We start from the raw sequence: 14,748 nt of genomic DNA on the forward strand, positions 1-14,748 counted from the left end.
GCACCCTCCCTGAAGGAAACAGCCATGCAGTCCACCAAGCAACAACTCAAGGCCCTGGCCGAAGCCCGGCGCGGCGTCATCGTGCCGGGCGCGTTCAACGCACTGTCGGCCAAGGTCATCGAAGATCTGGGCTACGAGGCCCTCTACGTCACCGGCGCGGGCGTCACCAACATGGGGTTCGGCCTGCCCGACCAGGGCTTCATGGGACTGACCGATATCGCCGACCACACGGCCCGCATCCGCGACGCGGTGGAGCTGCCGCTGATCGTGGACGCGGACACGGGCTTCGGCAACGCCCTCAACACCTACCACGCCGTGCGCACGCTGGAGCGCGCTGGCGCCGACTGCATCCAGCTCGAAGACCAGGTGAGCCCCAAGCGCTGCGGCCACTTCAGCGGCAAGGCCGTGATCGAGACCAGCGAGATGGTGGGCAAGATCCGCGCCGCTGTGGATGCGCGGCGCGACGGCCTGCTGGTCATGGCGCGCACCGACGCCGCCGCCGTGCACGGCTTCGACGCCGCCGTGGAGCGCGCGCAGGCGTACGCCGAGGCGGGCGCCGACATCCTCTTCGTCGAGGCCGTCACCACGGCCGAGCATGTGCGCGCCCTGCCCCAGCGCCTGCAAGTGCCCCAGCTCATGAACATGGTCATCGGCGGCAAGACGCCCATCATGGGCGCCGACGAACTGGGCCGGCTCGGCTACGGCTTCGTGCTGTACGCCAACGCCGCGCTGCAAGGCGCCGTGGCCGGCATGCAAAAAGTGCTGGCCCAGTTGCGCGACGCGCGCGAGGTGCGCGAAGACCCCACGCTGGTCGCCCCGTTCGCCGAGCGCCAGCGGCTGGTGGGCAGACCGTTCTGGGATGCGCTCGAAAAGAAATACGCATGAAATCAGGCGCTAGCGCTTACCTGACAAGCGCAATCAGCTATCAAAACTACAGCAACTCCACCCCCTTGAGCGTGACGAAACTCGTCTCGCGCGTCACGCGCACGAAGTCCTGCAGGAAGGGCCTGGGCGAGAGCTGCGGCAGGCAGGCCGCGTGCAGTTCGCCGCGCAGGCCCCGGGCGCCGATGGGGCGCGCGGCCACGTAGCCCCGGTCTAGGTAGCCTTGCACCGCCCACAGTGGGAGTGCGGCCACGCCCCGGCCGCTGGCCACGAGCTGCAGCATGGCCACCGTCAGCTCGGTGGTGCGCCGGGGCGGGCGCACGCCGGCGGGCTCCAGCACCTGGCGCACGAGGTCCAGCATCTCGTCGGGTACCGGATAGGTGATGAGGGTCTGGTCCGCGAAGTCCTGGGCCTGCAGAAAGGGCTTGTCCAGCAACGGGTGGCCGTGGGCCAGCAACGCGCGGATCTCGAAGCCGAACAGGGGGTGGTAGTCCACGGCGCCCGCCTCCCCGGCGTCCAGCTCGGAGACGATGGCCAGGTCCGCCCGGCCCTGGTGCAGCAGGCCCACGGGGTCGGCGTGGAAGCCGCTCACGATGTCCAGTTCCACCTCGGGCCAGCGTGCGCGGAAGGCGTCCATGGCGGGCATCAGCCAGTCGAAACAGGTATGGCATTCCACGGCGATGCGCATCTGCCCGCCCTGCCCTTGGGACAGGCGCGCCACGTCACGCTCAGCCGTTTCCACCTGCGGCAGCACGGCATCGGCCAGTTGCAGCAGCCGCGCGCCGGTGGCGCTGAACTGCGGCGGCACGGACTTGCGCTCAAACAGCGGCGTGCCGTAGCGGTCCTCCAGCAGCTTGATCTGGTGCGACAGCGCCGATTGCGTGAGGTTGAGCAGCTGCGCCGCCCGCACCAGGCTGCCGCTATCACGCAGGGCCTGCAGCGTGCGCAGATGGCGGATCTCCAGGATGGATTGCATTATTAAAACTATTCAAGTTGAAAATACAAAACTTTCGTTTGAATCATAAACACGCTTAACCGACCATCGCGGTTTTCTCTTGCACAAGGACTTCCGCACCATGGCCGCTTCCCCCATCCTCACCCATACGCTGGGCTTTCCCCGCATGGGCGCGCAGCGCGAACTGAAACTGGCGCTGGAGCGCCATTGGCGCGGCGAGATCGACGCCGCCGCGCTCGAAGCCGTGGGCGCCCAACTGCGCGCACGCCACTGGCAGGCCCAGCGCGACGCAGGCCTGGCCTTCGCGACCGTGGGCGACTTCGCCTACTACGACCACATGGCCCACCACATCCAACTGCTGGGTTGCGAAAGCCCGCGGTTTGGCTTCACCCCCGGCACGCCGGAGCTGGCACGCTACTTCGCCATGGCGCGGGGCGTGCAGACGCTGTCGGGCCATGGCGACCACGCCCCCGGTGGCACCTGCGGCGCAGGCTGTGCGCACGCGCCGCATCCCGGCGAAGGCCAGCCCGCGCTGGAGATGACGAAGTGGTTCGACACCAACTACCACTACCTCGTGCCCGAACTGCACGCCGACACTGCGTTCCGCCTGGGTAGCGAGCGCCTGTTCGCCGAAGTGGCCGAAGCCCAGGCGCTGGGCCACCGCGTAAAGGCGCAGCTTGTGGGGCCGCTCACTTTCCTCTGGCTGTCCAAGGAGAAAGGCGAAGCCCCATTCGACCGGTTGGACCTGCTGGACCGCCTGCTGCCCGTGTACGCGCAGATACTCGCGCGCCTGAAGGCCGAGGGCGTGGAGTGGGTGCAGATCGACGAGCCCATCCTGGGCCTGGACCTGCCTGCCAGCTGGACGCAGGCCTTCGAGCCCGCGTACTGGCAGCTCGGCAAGGCCGGCCCACAGGTGCTGCTGGCCACCTACTTCTCGCCCCTGGAGAACCATCTGCGCCTGGCCTGCCAGTTGCCCGTGGCCGGCCTGCACGTGGACGCCGTGCGCGCCCCGCAGGAGCTGACGGGCGTGGCCGACTGGTTGCCGGCCTACAAGGTGCTGTCGGTGGGCGTGGTGGACGGTCGCAACATCTGGCGTACCGACCCCGACGCGGCCCTGGCCCTGCTGCGCCCCGTGGCCGCCAAACACACCGGACCGCTGTGGGTGGCGCCCTCGTGTTCGCTGCTGCATGTGCCCGTCAGCCTGGCGGGCGAGGATGCGCTGGACCCCGAGCTGCGCGGCTGGCTCGCCTTCGCCACCGAGAAGCTGGACGAGGTGGCCCTGATCGCCGGCCTGCTGGACGGCCGCGTGGCCGGCAGCGACCCGCGCCTGGCCGCCGCGCGCGCCGCCATCGCCAGCCGCCGTGCCAGCCCGCGCGTGCACCGCCCCGCCGTGGCCGCCCGCCTGGAGGCGGCACCCGAGGGCTGCGACCGGCGCCGCTCGCCCTTCCCCACTCGCCAGCAGGCGCAGCGCGCGCGCCTGCGTCTGCCGCCGCTGCCCACCACCACCATCGGATCCTTCCCGCAGACCCCGGCCATCCGCGCCGCACGTGCAGCCCACCGCCGTGGTGTACTGGGTGAGGCCGAATACCAGGCACAGATGCGCGCCGAGATCGAACACGCCGTGCGCAAGCAGGAGGAACTGGGCCTGGACGTGCTGGTGCACGGCGAGGCCGAGCGTAACGACATGGTGGAGTACTTCGGCGAGCAGCTGGACGGCTTCGCCTTCACGGCCAATGGCTGGGTGCAGAGCTACGGCTCGCGCTGCGTCAAGCCCCCTGTGCTTTACGGCGACGTGGCCCGCCCGCATGCCATGACGGTCGACTGGACCGTCTACGCCCAAAGCCTCACGGACAAACCCCTGAAAGGCATGCTCACGGGGCCGGTGACCATCCTGCAATGGTCCTTCGTGCGGGACGACCAGCCGCGCAGCCGCACCTGCGAGCAGATTGCCTGGGCCATTCGGGACGAGGTGGTGGATCTGGAGGCCGCCGGGATCGCCATCGTGCAGATTGACGAGCCCGCCATCCGCGAAGGCCTGCCGTTGCGCCGCACAGGCTGGAAACCGTACCTGGACTGGGCCACGCGGGCCTTCCGCATCAGCGCCTGCGGCGTGCAGGACACGACGCAGATCCACACCCACATGTGCTACAGCGAGTTCAACGACATCCTGCCCGAGATCGCCGCCATGGACGCCGACGTCATCACCATCGAGACCAGCCGCTCCGATATGGAACTGCTGCGTGGCTTCGGCAGTTTCAAATACCCCAACGAGATCGGCCCCGGTGTCTACGACATCCATTCACCACGCATACCCGGCTCGCAGGAGATGGCGCGCCTGCTGCGCAAGGCGGCCGAGGTGGTGCCCGCACACAACCTCTGGGTCAATCCTGACTGCGGCCTCAAGACCCGCAATTGGCCCGAGACCGAGGCCGCGCTGCGCCACATGGTGCAGGCCGCGCGGGCACTGCGCTCCGCCATGGCCTCCGCTTGACGGCGGGCAACCATCAACCCTGCGCCGCGTCAGTGCATGGCCCGCATCGACCGGCATGGCGGCACAATGCGCCGCCATGCTCTATAACGCCCTCAAGCTCACCCACGTGCTGTCGATCATCGTCTGGATCGGCGGCATGGTCTTCGCCCATTTCTTCCTGCGCCCCGCCGTACAGATGCTGGAGCCGCCGCAGCGCGTGGCGCTGATGCACGGCGTGCTGCAGCGCTTCCTGGGCGCGGTCGCCATCGCCATCGTGGCCGTGCTGACGAGCGGGCTGGGCATGATCGGCGCGGTGAGCATCGGTGCGGGCGGCGCGTTCTCGATGCCGCTGGACTGGACCATCATGGCGACCCTCGGCATCGTGATGATGGGCATCTTCGCCTACATCTACTTCGCGCTGCTCAGCCGCCTGGAGCAGGCCGTCGCCGCCTCCGACTGGCCGGCAGGCGGCCTGGCGCTGGCAAGCATCCGCGCCTGGGTTGGCGTGAACCTGCTCATCGGCGTAGTGATTGTGGTGCTGACGCTGCTGATGTGAGACGCGCGGCGGCACCACATCGCCGCCGGCATAAAAAAACGCGCCATGAAGGCGCGTTTTTTGTTTGGCGGAAACGGAGGGATTCGAACCCTCGATGAGGCTCTACACCCCATACTCCCTTAGCAGGGGAGCACCTTCGGCCACTCGGTCACGTTTCCAATCCCGCTATTGTAGCCTCATTTCAAGGCCATTTCGGCGAAACTTCAGGCGGCAGCCTGGTCCAGCTCGAACGCCTTGTGCAGCGTACGCACGGCCAGTTCCACGTACTTCTCGTCGATCACCACGGAGGTCTTGATTTCCGACGTGGAGATCATCTTGATGTTGATGCCCTCTTCGCTCAGCGCGCGGAACATCTTGCTGGCCACGCCCACATGGCTGCGCATGCCGATGCCGACGATGCTGACCTTCGCGATCTTGGCATCGCCCACGATTTCCTCGGCGCCCAGTTGGGGCAGCACCTTGTCTTTCAACAGATCGATGGTGCGTTGGTAGTCATTCCGATTCACCGTGAAGCTGAAGTCGGTCTTCCCTTCCTTGCCCATGTTCTGGATGATGACATCCACATCGATGTTGGCATCAGCCACCGCGCCCAGGATCTGGTAGGCGATACCGGGGGTGTCGGGCACGCCGATCACGGAGATCTTGGCTTCGTCGCGGGTGAAAGCGATGCCGGATACGACGGCTTTTTCCATTTGTTCGTCTTCCTCAAAGGTGATCAGGGTGCCGGACTTGGCTTCCTCGTTGATGTCGATGTCCCAGGACGTGAAGCTGGAGAGCACGCGCAGCGGCACCTTGTACTTGCCGGCAAATTCCACCGAACGGATCTGCAGCACCTTGCTGCCCAGGCTGGCCATCTCCAGCATTTCCTCGAAGCTCAGCGTCGTCAGGCGCCGCGCTTCGGGCACCACGCGCGGGTCGGTGGTGTACACGCCATCCACGTCGGTGTAGATCAGGCATTCGTGCGCCTTCATCGCGGCGGCAATGGCGACGGCCGAGGTGTCGGAGCCGCCGCGGCCCAGCGTGGTGATGTTGCCGCCCTCGTCGATGCCCTGGAAGCCCGTGACGATGACGACCTTGCCCGCGTCCAGGTCGGCGCGCACGCGCTTGTCGTCGATGGACTCGATGCGCGCCTTGGTGTAGCTGCTGTCGGTGCGCACGGGCACCTGCCAGCCGGCGTAGCTCACCGACTCCATGCCTTCGGCCTGCAGCGCGATGGCCAGCAGGGCCGACGAGGCCTGCTCACCCGTGGCGGCCAGCATGTCGAGCTCGCGGTGGTAGGCGGAGGTAATGCGCGAGGGCGTGAGCTCCTTGGCCAGGCCCAGCAGGCGGTTGGTCTCGCCACTCATGGCGCTGGGTACCACCACCATCTGGTGGCCGGCCCGCGCCCACTTGGCCACGCGCTTGGCGACATTGCGGATGCGCTCGGTGGAGCCCATCGAGGTGCCGCCGTATTTATGAACGATCAGTGCCATGGAATTTCTGGAATGGCAGGGACGCAGATGCGCGGCGCTATTGCAAAAGCTGTTCTGGCGCGCCGCCGTCCCGTGCGGAAATGGGGACCAAAACCTGTTGATTGTACCAACCGAGCACCTCCGCCTCGCGGACCACATAGCCCCCGCCCACCTTCAGGTGAATGCGGTGCCCGCGCGTGGCACATGCGGCCAACTGGTCCAGCAATTCGTTCAGCTGTGCGGCCGTAGGCGTGGTGGCGTGGTGCACACGCAGCCAGTGGCGCAGCACGTTCGCCTGGCGCGCCCTTCCCAATGCACGCAGCGCCGCGATGCGGGGCGGCTGGCCGATGGCCGCTGCATCGGCGGCGGCCAGTTCCTGCAGCAGTTCGCTGGCCTGCGCCGCGTGTTCGCAACTGCGTGCAAAGGTGTCACGAAACTGCGGGAACGCCTGCTGCAGCGCCGGCAGCAACTGGCGGCGGATGCGGTTGCGCGTGAAGCGCTCGTCGGCGTTGGTCGGGTCTTCCACCCAGCGTTCGCCACGCGCGACCAGCCAGGCGCGCACGTCGGCGCCTGCCACGCGCAGCAGCGGCCTGCACCAGTCCATGCCCGCGCGCTGCCACTGCGCCGGCATGGCGGCAAGCCCGGCTACGCCCGCGCCCCGCGATAGGGCGAGCAGCAATGTCTCGACCTGGTCGTCCGCATGCTGCGCCATCGCTATTGTTTTTATAGCTATTTGCGCTTGACAGTCAAGCGCCAACGCCTCAAAAGCCTTGTAACGCACCTGGCGTGCCGCATCCTCGGGGCTTTGTCCGGCAGCATGGCGCGCATCCACGCGGCGCACCCACAGCGGTATGCCCAGCCGCTCACACAAGGCCACGCAATGCTGCTCAAACCCGTCGGCCGCCGCCTGCAGCCCATGGTGCACGTGGAAAGCCACCACCTGCCCCGGCCAGCGCGGTGCGCAGGCCAACAGCAGTGCCGTCGAATCTGCGCCGCCGCTGAGGGCCACGGCCAGGGGCAGACGGGGCCGGAAGGCCGCGACTGCGGCGTCGAACGACTGGGTCAAGCGTCCCTCCTGCGGCGGCAGTGCGGGCGCGGTGGCGTATGGGCAGGCATGACGGCCCGATTATCGGCGCGCGCCAGCGCCCCCCCGCCACGCTAGCGCTGCAGTGCCAGCGGCGCCGACCGACCGGCGCTTGCGGCCTCGTCGTGCAGCCGGAAGGTACCCACCACGTCGGACAGGCGTACGGACTGGTCTTTGAGGCTGGCCGCCGCTGCGGCGCTTTCTTCCACCAGTGCGGCGTTCTGCTGGGTCATCTGATCCAACTGCGCCACGGCCTGGCCTACCTCGCCAATGCTGGTGCTTTGCTCGTTTGTGGAAGCGGTGATCTCGGCCATGATGTCCGTGACGCGCTGCACCGACTGCACGATGTCCGCCATGGTGGTGCCCGCATCGTGAGAGACTTCCACAGAGACATACGTAACCCTTCTTCCTGCAGCGATGCGCGTCCGCACGAGGAAAGATAATACGTTTTGATACAAGTAAGTCACAAAAAAAGGCGGGGATTCCCCCACCTTTTTTCAAGGATCGGCGCGACGCTGAGCGCGCGTGCGCCTCCCTCCTTAGCGGCTGTCCGCCTTGGTGTCCGTGAAACGGCCGTAGCTCTGCAGGCGCTCGTAGCGGCGGTCCTGCAGTTCCTTGGGCTTGAGGTCCGACAGCTGGCGGTAGGCATCGCCCAGGGCACGCTTGAGGAAGGCGGCCATCTGCTTGTGGTCGCGATGCGCGCCCCCCACGGGCTCGTTCACGATCTTGTCCACCAGACCCAGGGCCTTCAGGCGGTGCGCCGTGATGCCCATGGCCTCGGCGGCGTCCTGCGCGCGGTCGCTGGTCTTCCAGAGGATGGACGCGCAGCCCTCGGGGCTGATGACCGAGTAAATCGAGTACTGCAGCATGATGACCTGGTCGGCCACGCTGATGGCCAGCGCGCCGCCGGATCCGCCTTCGCCGATCACCGTGGTGATGATCGGCACTTCCAGCTGGGCCATCTCGTAGATGTTGCGGCCGATGGCTTCGGACTGGCCGCGCTCCTCGGCGTCGATGCCGGGGTATGCACCGGGCGTATCGACAAAAGTGAACACGGGCAGCTTGAACTTCTCGGCCGTCTTCATCAGGCGCAGGGCCTTGCGGTAGCCCTCGGGCCGGCTCATGCCGAAGTTGCGCGCGGTGCGCTCCTTGGTGTCGCGGCCCTTCTGGTGGCCCAGCACCATGCAGGCGTGGCCGTTGAAGCGCGCGAGGCCCCCCACGATGGACTGGTCGTCCGCGAAGTGCCGGTCGCCGTGCATTTCCACGAAATCCGTGAAGATCTCGCGCACGTAGTCCATGGTGTACGGGCGCTCCGGATGGCGTGCGATCTTCGTGATCTGCCAGGGGGTCAGGTCACTGTAGATGTCCTTGGTGAGCTGCAGGCTCTTCTTGCTGAGCTGGTCAATCTCCTCGGAGATGTCCACCGCGCTCTCGTTCTGCACATAGCGCAGTTCTTCGATTTTGGATTCCAGCTCGCCAATGGGCTGCTCGAAGTCCAGAAAGGTCTTTTTCGCCAACTTGTTTTCTCCTCGGGGCGGTGCCCGGTACCGGCCGCCCTGCGTTGTTCAGTAGTCCACCGGCAGGGGGGCGAGCGACCGCCAAATATACCAACTCGCCACGCTGCACCAGGGTTTCCACGCATCAGCCACTTCGCGCGCATCGCTGCGGCTGACCGGGTCGCCCGAAAAATAATGCTGGCTGATGCCCTGGATCAGCGTGGCATCGTCCAGCGGCAGCACGTTCGGCCGCGCCAGATGGAAGATGAGGAACATATCCGCCGTCCAGCGGCTGATGCCGCGGATCGCCACCAGCTCGGCAACGATGGCCTGGTCGTCCATCTGGTCCCACTGCTTCACGTGCAGCCGGCCGCTGTCGAAGTGCAGCGCCAGGTCCACCAGGTACTCCACCTTGCGGGCCGACAGGCCGGCCGCACGCATGTCGTCCACCTTGAGCTTGAGCACGCTGCGCGGCGTCATGCTGCGCGACAGCGCGGCGAACTGGTCCCACACGCGCTGCGCCGACGCCACCGACACCTGCTGGCCCACGATGGAGCGCGCCAGCGTGGTGAAGGCGTCGCCGCGCTGGCTCAGGGCCACGTTGCCCACCTGGGGAATCAGGCGACGCATCACGCGGTCCTTCTTGGTCAGATGCCGGCAGGCCTCTTCCCAATAGCTGGGGCGCGTGAGGGACGGAGGTGCATCCGCTATTTTTTTAGTAGCTGCCACCGCTTACCCCACAAGCCCTACATGCCAATTTGAATCGAAACCCATTTACTGAGCCGCCTCCCAGGTCGTGCCCGAGGCGGAGTCCTTGAGCACGATACCCTGCGCCAGCAGATCATTGCGGATGCGGTCGGCCTCGGCGAAGTTTTTGGCCGCCTTGGCGGTGGCGCGCGCGGCGATCTGCGCCTGGATGGCCGCCTCGTCCAGCCCGGCGCCTGCTTTCAGAAAGTCCTGCGGATCCGCCTGCAGCAGCCCTAGGTGGCCGCCCAGCGCCTTCAGCAAGCCCGCCGCGGCGGGCGACTTGCTGCGGTTCACCTCACCGGCCAGGTCGAACAGCACGGCCACCGCTTCAGGGGTGCCGAAGTCCTCGTCCATGGCGGCCTTGAAGCGGGCCGCGTAGCCTTCGGCCCAGTCCACCTCGACCGGGGCCGGTGCCACCAGGCTCAGCGCGGTGTACAGGCGCTTGAGCGCGGCACGCGCATCGTCCAGGTGCACGTTGCTGTAGTTCAGCGGGCTGCGGTAGTGGCTGCGGACCACGAAGAAGCGCACAGTCTCCGCGTCGTATTCCTTGAGCACGTCACGGATGGTGAAGAAGTTGCCCAGGCTCTTGGACATCTTCTCGTTGTCCACGTTGATGAAGCCGTTGTGCATCCACAGCCGCGCGAACGGTTTGCCCGTGGCGCCCTCGCTCTGGGCGATCTCGTTCTCGTGGTGCGGAAACTGCAGATCGGCGCCGCCACCGTGGATGTCGAAGCTCTCGCCCAGCAGCGCGCAGCCCATGGCGGAGCATTCGATATGCCAGCCCGGGCGCCCCTCGCCGAAGGGGCTGCGCCACTTCACATCGGCCGGCTCCTCGGGCTTGGCGGACTTCCACAGCACGAAGTCCAGCGGGTCGTGCTTGCCGTCCTGCACGGCCACACGCTCGCCGGCATTCAGCTCGTCCAGCGACTTGCCCGACAGCTTGCCGTAGCCGGGGAACTTGCGCACCGCATAGTTCACGTCGCCGTTGCCCGCCTGGTAGGCCAGGCCCTTGCCCTGCAGCGTGCCGATCATGTCCAGCATCTGCGGCACATAGGCGGTGGCGCGGGGCTCGTGCGTGGGACGCTCGATGCCCAGCGCGTCGGCGTCCTGGTGCAGCGCGTCGATCATGCGGTCGGTCAGGCTGCGAATGGTCTCGCCGTTCTCCACCGCGCGCTTGATGATCTTGTCGTCGATGTCGGTGATGTTGCGCACGTAGGTCACCGCCAGGCCGGATGCGCGCAGCCAGCGCTGCACTACGTCAAAGGCGATCATGGAGCGCGCATGGCCCAGGTGGCACAGGTCGTATACGGTCATGCCGCACACGTACATGCGCACATGGCCGGGTTCGAGCGGGGAAAACTCCTCCAATGCACGCGACAGCGTGTTGTAGATACGCAAGCTCATGGATGACGGGTCCAGGGAATCGGTGGGGGCGGATGGGTACGGTGCGCGCCCGGTGCGGCGCGCGACTCAGGGCGGGTGCGCGCGATGGGCGGTGCCGCGGGGCGTGCAGGCGGTCTGCCGCAAGGGCGGCGGGCCCGCCATCAGGAGCGGCAACAGCGTACCGGCATGACAAAACCCCTCCGCTACAATCGGCCGCAGTATAAGCCCGCACCGCGGCCCGACCGCGCTGCTCCGTCTCTCCAGCCCCTCCTCCATGACTCCTGCACGCCGACCCGCCCTCCGCTGCCTGCATCTGCTTGCCGCCACTGTGGCCCTGCTCGCAGCTTCATGGGCCCAGGCGGACGAGTACGCCGACATTTCCCGCCTGCTCCAGCTGGGCAAGCCAGCCGAAGCCATCGTGAAGCTGGACCAGCGCCTGGCCGCCACCCCGCGCGATCCGCAGTTGCGCTTCCTGCGCGCCGTGGCGCTGGCCGATTCCGGCAAGCTGGCCGAAGCCATCGATGCCTTCGTGCAGCTGACCGAGGACTACCCCGAGCTGCCCGAGCCCTACAACAACCTGGCCGTGCTCTACGCCAGCCAGAACCAGCTGGAAAAAGCCCGCGCAGCGCTGGAGACGGCGATCCGCACCAAGCCCGACTACGCCACCGCCCACGAGAACCTGGGCGACATCCACGCCAAGCTGGCCAGCCAGTCGTATCTGCGGGCGCAACAGCTGGACCGTGCCACGGCCGCCTCGGTGGCGCCCAAGCTCAAGCTGCTGCGCGAGCTGTTCGCCACCGAATCGAAGCCCGCCGCACCCCAGGCCGCCACCCCGGCCAGCCGCTGAGGTGCGCCGTCTTGCGCGCCGGCCCCGACCCCGCATAGCCGGGCGCCGCGGGCCCCCTAACCCTTTCGATCAAGGAGCAACCATGATTTCCAGAAGAAATATCACGCAAACGCTTGCTGGATGTGCGCTAGCAGCTATTGTTACAGTAGCAAATGCCCAGACCGCCGGTGCCGCAGCACCCCAGGTCAAGCTCGCCACCAGCCTGGGTGACATCGTGGTGCAACTGGATCCGGCCAAGGCGCCCAAGACGGTGGAGAACTTCCTGGCCTACGTGGCCGACAAACACTATGACGGCACGGTCTTTCACCGCGTGATCGATGGCTTCATGATCCAGGGTGGCGGCTTCACGGCCGACATGCAGCAAAAGCCCACCAAGGCCCCGATCCCGCTGGAAGCCACCACCGGGCTGAAGAACGACAAGTACACGATCGCCATGGCCCGCACGGCCAACCCCAATTCGGCGACCAGCCAGTTCTTCATCAACGTGGCGAACAACGCCATGCTCAACGCGCCCCAACCCGACGGCCACGGCTACGCCGTGTTCGGCAAGGTGGTGAGCGGTACCGAGGTGGTGGACAAGATCAAGGCCGTGGCCACCGGCAACCGCGGCATGCACCAGAACGTGCCCACGACCCCCGTGGTCATCCAATCCGCAACCCTGGTCAAGTAACCTGAAAGGACACCCGCCATGAGCAACCCACAAGTCGAACTGCACGTCACCATCAACGGTGCCGAAACGGCCACCCAAGGCGTCATCACGCTGGAACTGGACGCCGTGAACGCCCCCAAGTCCACCGCCAACTTCCTAAACTACGTGAACAAGGGCTTCTACGACGGCACGATCTTTCACCGCGTGATCAAGAACTTCATGGCCCAGGGCGGCGGCTTCACGGCCGATATGAAGCAAAAGCCGACCGATGCGCCCATCGAGAACGAGGCCGCCAACGGCCTGAAGAACGACAAGTACACCATCGCCATGGCCCGCACCGGCGACCCGCACAGCGCCACGGCACAGTTCTTCATCAACGTGGTGGATAACGCCTTCCTGAACCACACCTCCCCCACACCACAGGGCTGGGGCTACGCCGTGTTCGGCAAGGTGGTCAAGGGCGAGGACGTGGTCGACGCCATCAAGAAGGTGCGCACCACGCGCAAGGGCTTCCACGACGACGTGCCCTTCGACGCCGTGGTGATCGACAAGGCTGTGGCGCTGTAAGCCCTGCGATGACACCATCCGTGCCGCCGATGGACGAGCTGGCCGCGCCAGCCGCGTGGCGCACGGTGGACTTCATCTCCGACCTGCACCTGGAGCCAGCCCAGCCCTCCACGGTGCAGACCTTGCGGCAGTACCTGCACAGCACGCCCGCCGACGCGGTGTTCCTGCTGGGCGACCTGTTCGAGGTCTGGGTGGGCGACGACGCCATCGACGAGCCGGGCAGCTTCGAAGGCGCCTGCTGCGCCCTGCTCGCCCAGGCCACGCACGCGAGGCCGCTATATTTCATGCACGGCAACCGCGACTTCCTCGTGGGTAAGGGCTTCACGCGCCACACGGGTATACCCGTGCTGGCCGATCCCACGGTGCTCACGTTCGCTGGCCGACGCTGGCTGCTGTCGCATGGCGATGCGCTGTGCCTGAACGATGTGGAATACCAGCGCTTTCGCATCCTGGCACGCAACCCGCAATGGCAGGCCCAGTTGCTGGCGCGCCCGCTGCACGAGCGCCGCGCACAGGGCCGCAGCGCCCGCAGCGAGAGCGAGGCGCGCAAGCAGGCCGGCGCCGCGGTCTATGCCGATGTGGACAGCCCGGCCGCCATCGAGTGGCTGCGCGCCGCGGGGGCCCAGGCGCTGATCCACGGCCACACCCATCTGCCGGCAGACCATGTACTGGCCCCCGGCCTGGCGCGCCACGTGCTCACGGACTGGGACCTGGACGCCCACCCGCCGCGCGCCGGCGTGCTGCGCCTGACGGCCGAGGGCTTGCAGCGCCTGCCGCTCGTCCCCACGTAGCGGCATGGCACGTAACCGCGCACCTCTGCACTTCCTTCGCCAACTGGCCCTGCGCGTACGCGCCACCGTGGCCCCCCTCCCCGACATCTCCGCGCAACTGTGGTTGCAGACCCTGCGGCGCTACCCATTCCTGCAAGCGCTGCCACTGCATGACCAAGGCAAGCTGCGCGCCCTGAGTGCGCTGTTCCTGGACCGCAAGGAGTTCACCGGCGCCCATGGGCTGGTGGTGACCGATGCCATGGCGGTCTCGATTGCGGCCCAGGCCTGCCTGCCGCTGCTGCACTGGGGCGCTCCCGAGCGTGCGCTGGCCTGGTACGACGACTTCGTGGGTATCGTGGTGCATCCGGCCGAGGCCGTGGCGCGCCGCCAGGCCGTGGATGCCGCCGGCGTGGTGCACCACTACGACGAGGTGCTGTTGGGCGAAGCCATGGAGCGCGGCCCCGTCATGCTGAGCTGGCCCGCCGTGGACGGGGCCGGCCAGGGCGGACCGGACGGGCAGCCGGTCGCCACCAGCGTGGTGATCCACGAGTTTGTGCACAAGATCGACATGCGCAACGGCCCGGCCGACGGCTGCCCGCCTTTGCCTCCGGGATTCATGGGCACGCGGGGCGCGCGCGCCGCGCACGCGGCCTGGCGCGACGCCTGGGAGCCCGCGTACGAGCAGTTCCGCGAGCAGGTCATCATCGCCGAGCGTTTCGGCGGCGCATGGCCGTGGCTGGATGCGTACGGCGCCACCGCGCCCGCGGAGTTCTTCGCCGTGGCCTGCGAGGCGTACTTCGTGCACCGTGAACGTTTCGGGCAGGAATTCCCCACCCTGCTGCCCGTGCTGGATGCGTTCTTCGGCCGGCCCCTGTCCGGCTGAGGCGGCTT

Annotated in this window: 14 protein-coding genes, 1 tRNA gene and 1 pseudogene; 8 read left to right on the forward strand and 8 right to left on the reverse strand. The window is 67.2% G+C overall.

The genetic code is table 11. The features are described from left to right. Positions 1-24 precede the first annotated feature (24 nt). Positions 25-885 carry an isocitrate lyase/PEP mutase family protein gene (locus tag BV908_RS09550; protein WP_103737982.1) on the forward strand — a complete coding sequence of 287 codons (861 nt, stop codon included), beginning with the start codon at positions 25-27 and terminating at the stop codon, positions 883-885. Between the two features lie 46 nt (positions 886-931). Here the strand turns inward: BV908_RS09550 and BV908_RS09555 are convergent, their stop codons facing one another. Beyond that, positions 932-1,861 carry a LysR family transcriptional regulator gene (locus tag BV908_RS09555; protein WP_011804903.1) on the reverse strand — a complete coding sequence of 310 codons (930 nt, stop codon included), beginning with the start codon at positions 1,859-1,861 and terminating at the stop codon, positions 932-934. A 97-nt stretch (positions 1,862-1,958) separates the two neighbouring features. Between BV908_RS09555 and metE the strand changes: the two genes are divergently transcribed. Beyond that, positions 1,959-4,328: a 5-methyltetrahydropteroyltriglutamate--homocysteine S-methyltransferase gene (gene metE / locus BV908_RS09560; RefSeq protein ID WP_103738001.1), complete on the forward strand. Its 2,370-nt coding sequence runs from the start codon at positions 1,959-1,961 to the stop codon at positions 4,326-4,328. 76 nt (positions 4,329-4,404) lie between these two features. After that, complete coding sequence (locus tag BV908_RS09565; RefSeq protein ID WP_199856270.1) at positions 4,405-4,863, forward strand: CopD family protein; 459 nt, start codon at positions 4,405-4,407, stop codon at positions 4,861-4,863. A gap of 65 nt (positions 4,864-4,928) precedes the next feature. Here the strand turns inward: BV908_RS09565 and BV908_RS09570 are convergent. The 7 genes and pseudogenes from BV908_RS09570 to cysS all read right to left on the reverse strand — a co-directional run bounded on the left by BV908_RS09570 (position 4,929) and on the right by cysS (position 11,045). Beyond that, positions 4,929-5,021: transfer RNA gene (locus BV908_RS09570), tRNA-Ser, on the reverse strand. Positions 5,022-5,066: 45 nt separating this feature from the next. After that, the gene (locus BV908_RS09575) at positions 5,067-6,335 is read right to left on the reverse strand and encodes an aspartate kinase (protein ID WP_011804900.1); all 1,269 of its coding nucleotides are present in this window, start codon (positions 6,333-6,335) and stop codon (positions 5,067-5,069) included. A gap of 37 nt (positions 6,336-6,372) precedes the next feature. Beyond that, positions 6,373-7,380, reverse strand: coding sequence for a tRNA lysidine(34) synthetase TilS (gene tilS, locus BV908_RS09580; protein WP_103737983.1), 1,008 nt, complete (start codon positions 7,378-7,380; stop codon positions 6,373-6,375). Between the two features lie 92 nt (positions 7,381-7,472). Then, positions 7,473-7,784: pseudogene (locus BV908_RS09585) on the reverse strand (chemotaxis protein); the annotation flags it as partial. A 153-nt stretch (positions 7,785-7,937) separates the two neighbouring features. Further along, positions 7,938-8,915 (reverse strand): acetyl-CoA carboxylase carboxyltransferase subunit alpha, encoded by a 978-nt coding sequence (locus tag BV908_RS09590; protein WP_011804898.1) that lies wholly within the window; start codon positions 8,913-8,915, stop codon positions 7,938-7,940. A 48-nt stretch (positions 8,916-8,963) separates the two neighbouring features. Next, positions 8,964-9,623, reverse strand: coding sequence for a DNA-3-methyladenine glycosylase (locus BV908_RS09595; protein ID WP_103737984.1), 660 nt, complete (start codon positions 9,621-9,623; stop codon positions 8,964-8,966). A gap of 45 nt (positions 9,624-9,668) precedes the next feature. Continuing rightward, entirely contained in the window at positions 9,669-11,045 is a 1,377-nt protein-coding gene (gene cysS / locus BV908_RS09600; protein WP_011804896.1) for a cysteine--tRNA ligase, read from the reverse strand. Between the two features lie 253 nt (positions 11,046-11,298). On the opposite strand from cysS, the gene BV908_RS09605 reads away from it, so the two are divergent. From BV908_RS09605 to BV908_RS09625, 5 genes are all read left to right on the forward strand, one after another. Then, positions 11,299-11,871 (forward strand): tetratricopeptide repeat protein, encoded by a 573-nt coding sequence (locus tag BV908_RS09605; RefSeq protein ID WP_103737985.1) that lies wholly within the window; start codon positions 11,299-11,301, stop codon positions 11,869-11,871. 82 nt (positions 11,872-11,953) lie between these two features. Continuing rightward, complete coding sequence (locus BV908_RS09610) at positions 11,954-12,541, forward strand: peptidylprolyl isomerase (RefSeq protein ID WP_103737986.1); 588 nt, start codon at positions 11,954-11,956, stop codon at positions 12,539-12,541. An 18-nt stretch (positions 12,542-12,559) separates the two neighbouring features. Beyond that, positions 12,560-13,087 (forward strand): peptidylprolyl isomerase, encoded by a 528-nt coding sequence (locus BV908_RS09615; RefSeq protein ID WP_047351425.1) that lies wholly within the window; start codon positions 12,560-12,562, stop codon positions 13,085-13,087. A gap of 8 nt (positions 13,088-13,095) precedes the next feature. Then, positions 13,096-13,878 carry a UDP-2,3-diacylglucosamine diphosphatase gene (locus BV908_RS09620; RefSeq protein WP_011804892.1) on the forward strand — a complete coding sequence of 261 codons (783 nt, stop codon included), beginning with the start codon at positions 13,096-13,098 and terminating at the stop codon, positions 13,876-13,878. Between the two features lie 4 nt (positions 13,879-13,882). Next, positions 13,883-14,740, forward strand: a complete 858-nt coding sequence (locus tag BV908_RS09625; protein ID WP_015913575.1) for a M90 family metallopeptidase — start codon at positions 13,883-13,885, stop codon at positions 14,738-14,740. Positions 14,741-14,748: the final 8 nt, after the last annotated feature.

This window comes from Diaphorobacter sp. LR2014-1 (genome assembly GCF_002916785.1).
Classification (GTDB): domain Bacteria; phylum Pseudomonadota; class Gammaproteobacteria; order Burkholderiales; family Burkholderiaceae_C; genus Diaphorobacter; species Diaphorobacter nitroreducens.

Coding starts and splice junctions, on each gene's coding strand:
- BV908_RS09550 (WP_103737982.1), top strand. CDS start 25: ATGCAGTCCACCAAGCAACAACTCAAGGCCCTGGCCGAAGCCCGGCGC.
- metE (WP_103738001.1), top strand. CDS start 1,959: ATGGCCGCTTCCCCCATCCTCACCCATACGCTGGGCTTTCCCCGCATG.
- BV908_RS09565 (WP_199856270.1), top strand. CDS start 4,405: ATGCTCTATAACGCCCTCAAGCTCACCCACGTGCTGTCGATCATCGTC.
- BV908_RS09575 (WP_011804900.1), bottom strand. CDS start 6,335: ATGGCACTGATCGTTCATAAATACGGCGGCACCTCGATGGGCTCCACC.
- cysS (WP_011804896.1), bottom strand. CDS start 11,045: ATGAGCTTGCGTATCTACAACACGCTGTCGCGTGCATTGGAGGAGTTT.
- BV908_RS09605 (WP_103737985.1), top strand. CDS start 11,299: ATGACTCCTGCACGCCGACCCGCCCTCCGCTGCCTGCATCTGCTTGCC.
- BV908_RS09610 (WP_103737986.1), top strand. CDS start 11,954: ATGATTTCCAGAAGAAATATCACGCAAACGCTTGCTGGATGTGCGCTA.
- BV908_RS09615 (WP_047351425.1), top strand. CDS start 12,560: ATGAGCAACCCACAAGTCGAACTGCACGTCACCATCAACGGTGCCGAA.
- BV908_RS09620 (WP_011804892.1), top strand. CDS start 13,096: ATGACACCATCCGTGCCGCCGATGGACGAGCTGGCCGCGCCAGCCGCG.
- BV908_RS09625 (WP_015913575.1), top strand. CDS start 13,883: ATGGCACGTAACCGCGCACCTCTGCACTTCCTTCGCCAACTGGCCCTG.